Source organism: Dietzia sp. DQ11-44, from assembly GCF_014145205.1.
GTDB lineage: Bacteria > Actinomycetota > Actinomycetes > Mycobacteriales > Mycobacteriaceae > Dietzia > Dietzia natronolimnaea.
In genome coordinates this window covers 1-3823 of the sequence record NZ_JAALEC010000736.1, presented here as the reverse complement: position 1 = coordinate 3823, position 3823 = coordinate 1, and the positions used below count along the sequence as shown (strand labels likewise).

Annotated in this window: 4 protein-coding genes; 3 read left to right on the top strand and 1 reads right to left on the bottom strand. The window is 66.8% G+C overall.

Annotation, left to right across the window (positions count from 1 at the left end):
• Nucleotides 1-268 (bottom strand): dioxygenase (locus tag G6018_RS16580; RefSeq protein WP_277817797.1); only part of this gene is annotated, 268 nt, incomplete at its 3' end.
• A gap of 347 nt (nucleotides 269-615) precedes the next feature.
• Between G6018_RS16580 and benA the strand changes: the two genes are divergently transcribed.
• The 3 genes from benA to benC form a co-directional block, all read left to right on the top strand.
• A complete protein-coding gene (gene benA, locus G6018_RS16575) occupies nucleotides 616-2028 on the top strand; it encodes a benzoate 1,2-dioxygenase large subunit (protein ID WP_179524920.1) in 1413 nt (470 codons plus the stop codon).
• Between the two features lie 60 nt (nucleotides 2029-2088).
• Entirely contained in the window at nucleotides 2089-2613 is a 525-nt protein-coding gene (benB, locus tag G6018_RS16570; RefSeq protein ID WP_179524919.1) for a benzoate 1,2-dioxygenase small subunit, read from the top strand.
• 93 nt (nucleotides 2614-2706) lie between these two features.
• Nucleotides 2707-3823 (top strand): benzoate 1,2-dioxygenase electron transfer component BenC (benC, locus tag G6018_RS16565; protein ID WP_182640226.1); only part of this gene is annotated, 1117 nt, incomplete at its 3' end.

Here is a 3823-nt window from a genome sequence, read left to right as displayed (position 1 = left end):
CGAGCCACAGCGGCCACTCGCCACCCTCGCCGACGCTGATGAGCCACTGCTTGAGGACGCGGTACTCGTCGTAGGTCACCTCGTGCTGGTAGATGACCTCGGACAGCTTGGTCAGCACGTCCTTGTAGATGGCGGCCGCGCGCTCGGGCGAGGTGTCGGACCCGACCCGGTTGCCCTTGAACTTGTCGGTGGCGGCGCTACCGGAACCGGAGGCGGTGGGGACTGCGGTGGTGGGGACAGCGGTGGTGGGGACAGCGGTGGTGCTCATGACGCTCCCTGCGTGAGTGGGGGGACTGGATCGGGCCGGTGGACGATGTCCCGGTTCGGGATCCCCGTCGGCCGATGCCCTCACTGTGCCCCCGCCGCGGGTGTGTCGTCAATCACCCTTCTATACGTTTGTAGTGGCTTCCGTGTGCGCGTTTCGCGCCTCCCGAGCACGTTCCCGCAGATGAGCGTCCGGATGCGGCCTCGCTGTTCGCGGTGCGAACAACTGACACCTAGGCACGACTAGGCAAACCCCTAGTGTGACTCGTCCCACAGTCAGGCACCGTTGGGGTCATCACGGCACCAGGTCGCCTGAGTGGTGGCCCGCCCCGACCCCGCTAGGAGCACTCGATGTCCGATCGACTCGACCATCTGCAGCACACTCTCGACACCGCTCTCGAGGACCGTCCCGCCGAGGGCGTCATCCGCGCGAACCGTCGCATCTTCACCGACGAGGAGCTGTTCGAACTCGAGATGACGCACATCTTCGAGGGCAACTGGGTCTACCTGGCGCACGAGAGCCAGATCCCGAACATCGGCGACTACTTCACCACCGACATCGGCCGCCAGCCCATCATGATCACCCGCGGCAGGGACGGAGAGCTGAACTGCCTAATCAACGCCTGCTCGCACCGCGGGGCGATGCTGTGCCGCCGCAAGACCGACAACCGCACCACTCTGACCTGCCCTTTCCACGGGTGGACTTTCTCCAACTCCGGTGAGCTACTGAAGGTCAAGGACCCGCGGGACGCCGGCTATCCGGAGCAGTTCAATACCGGCGGTTCACATGACCTTCGCCGTGTGGCCCGGTTCGCCAACTACCGCGGGTTCCTCTTCGGCAGCCTGAACCCCGACGTGCTGCCGATCGAGGAACACCTCGGTGACAGCCGGACCATCATCGACATGCTCGTCGACCAGTCCCCGGAGGGCCTGGAGGTACTTCGTGGGTCCTCGACCTACACCTTCGACGGCAACTGGAAGCTCCAGGCCGAGAACGGTGCGGACGGATACCACGTCTCGGCGACCCACTGGAACTACGCGGCCACCACCGCCCGGCGGGGCTCCGGTGAATCCAAGAACGAGACAAAGGCCATGGACGCCGGCACCTGGGGCAAGCAGGGAGGCGGCTACTGGTCGTTCGACCACGGCCACCTGCTGCTGTGGATGTGGTGGGGCAACCCCGAGGATCGTCCGCTGTGGGAGCGCAGGGACGAACTGGCCGAGCAGATCGGCGAGAAGAAGGCGGAGTTCATGGTCGGGGCCTCCCGGAACCTGTGCCTCTACCCCAACGTCTACCTGATGGACCAGTTCTCCAGTCAGATCCGGCACTTCAAGCCGATCTCCGTGGACAAGACCGAGGTGACGATCTACTGCATCGCCCCCAAGGGCGAGAGCGCCGAGGCGCGCGCCGCCCGGATCCGCCAGTACGAGGACTTCTTCAACGCGACGGGCATGGCGACGCCGGACGACCTGGAGGAGTTCCGCTCCTGCCAAAAGACCTACCTGGCCGGCGCCGCACCGTGGAACGACATGACCCGCGGATCCACGCACCAGGTCGCCGGACCCGATGCCACCGCCCGAGGTCTGGGGATGGAGAACGTGCTCTCCTCCGGCGCCAAGACCGAGGACGAGGGCCTGTACCCGGTACAGCACGGGTACTGGCTCGAGACCATGCGCCGCGCGTTGGAGGCGGAGGAACGCGCCGCCGCCGAGGCGGGGAAGAACGGGGTGGCGCAGAGCGTCGCCGCGTCCGCCTCCCTCTGATCTGACCCGCGCTGATCTGACCCGCGCCCCCTCCTCCCCACGCCCACGAAAGGACCGATCATGTCCGCACCCTCAGTATCTGAACCGGCGGTGGCGTCGATCTCCGTCGAGGAGATCTCCGCCTTCCTCTTCCGCGAGGCCCGCCTTCTCGACGACCGGCAGTTCGAAGCATGGATCGAGTGCTATCGCGAGGACGCGATGTACTGGATGCCCGCGTGGGACGACGACGGCGAGCTCACCACGGACCCCTACTCCGAGATCTCGCTCATCTTCTATCCCAACCGGGCCGGCATCGAGGACCGGGTGTTCCGCATCCGTACCGACCGGTCGTCGTCCACCTCCCTCCCGGAACCCCGCACGGGCCACCTCATCAGCAACATCGAGGTGACGGACAGGCGACCCGGCGAGGTCGACGTCCGCTTCAACTGGCTCTCCTCGTACGTCCGCTACAAGACCACCGACCAGTACTTCGGGACGTCCTTCTACACCCTCGACGTCACCGGGGAGACCCCGCTGATCACGTACAAGAAGGTCGTCCTCAAGAACGACTACATCCACCACATCGTGGACGTCTACATGGTGTGACCCGCGTTGCCACGAGTCCGCCCCACCGGGGCGTCGACGATCACCGGACCGCCCAGTGCGGTCGATCATGCCAGCGACAAGAAGTGAGATCCCATGAGTTACCAGGTGGCCCTGGGCTTCGAGGACGGTGTGACGCGCTTCATCACATGCGGCCCGTCGGAAACCGTCGCCGACGCCTCGTACAAGGCCCGAATCAACATCCCCCTCGACTGCCGCGACGGAGCATGCGGCACGTGTAAGTCACTGTGCGAGTCGGGAGACTTCGACGGCGGCGACTACATCGACGACGCACTCACCGCTGCCGAGGCCGAGGCCGGATTCTGCCTGCCGTGCCAGATGGTCCCCCGCTCGGACCTGGTGGTCCAGATCCCCACCACCTCGGACGTGGCCAAGACGACCGCGGCCGCCCACCCGGCGACCGTCACGGCGGTCGAGCGCCTGGCCGAGGGCGCGTTCGCGCTGACCGTGGAGCTCGACGACCGTGGAGCCCTGGCGTTCCTGCCGGGGCAGTACGTGAACGTCTCGGTTCCCGGCACCGACCAGGTCCGCTCGTACTCGTTCTCGACCGGCCCGGACGACGACCGCCTGTCGTTCCTCATCAAGTACGCCCCGGGCGGCGCGATGTCCGAGTACCTGGCGCAACGGTGCACGGTGGGCGATCGGCTCGACCTCACGGGCCCGATGGGCAGCTTCTTCCTGCGCGAGTCACCGCGACCGCTGCTCCTGCTCGCGGGGGGCACCGGACTCGCGCCCGTCCTGTCGATCCTGGAGAGCCTCGCCGTCGCCGGTTCCGGGGACAGGCCCGTGCACCTGGTCTACGGCACGTCACGCGACACCGACGTGGTGTGCACCGATCTGCTCGACGACTACACGACACGGCTGCCGGGGATGACGTGGGACCTGGTCGTGTCCGACCCGGCCACGGCGTTCCCGAACACCGGATACGTCACCGGGTTGATCCGGCCAGAGCACCTCCATGACGGGACGGCCGACATCTACCTGTGCGGTCCGCCGCCGATGGTGGAGTCCGTCCGGACCTTCCTGGACACCGAGGGCCTGGAGGTCACACACTTCTACTACGAGAAGTTCACCCCGGCCACCGTGGCCGGAGACGGGGCGGCCGATCCGGACGCCCGGGTCGAATCCACCACACCCGTTGAGACCCCGGAACCCACCGCCCACGCCGCGGTCGCACCGGTCGTCGTCGACA

Excerpts from the sequence above, each read along its gene's own strand:
- benA (WP_179524920.1), top strand. The coding sequence starts at position 616 with ATGTCCGATCGACTCGACCATCTGCAGCACACTCTCGACACCGCTCTC.
- benB (WP_179524919.1), top strand. The coding sequence starts at position 2,089 with ATGTCCGCACCCTCAGTATCTGAACCGGCGGTGGCGTCGATCTCCGTC.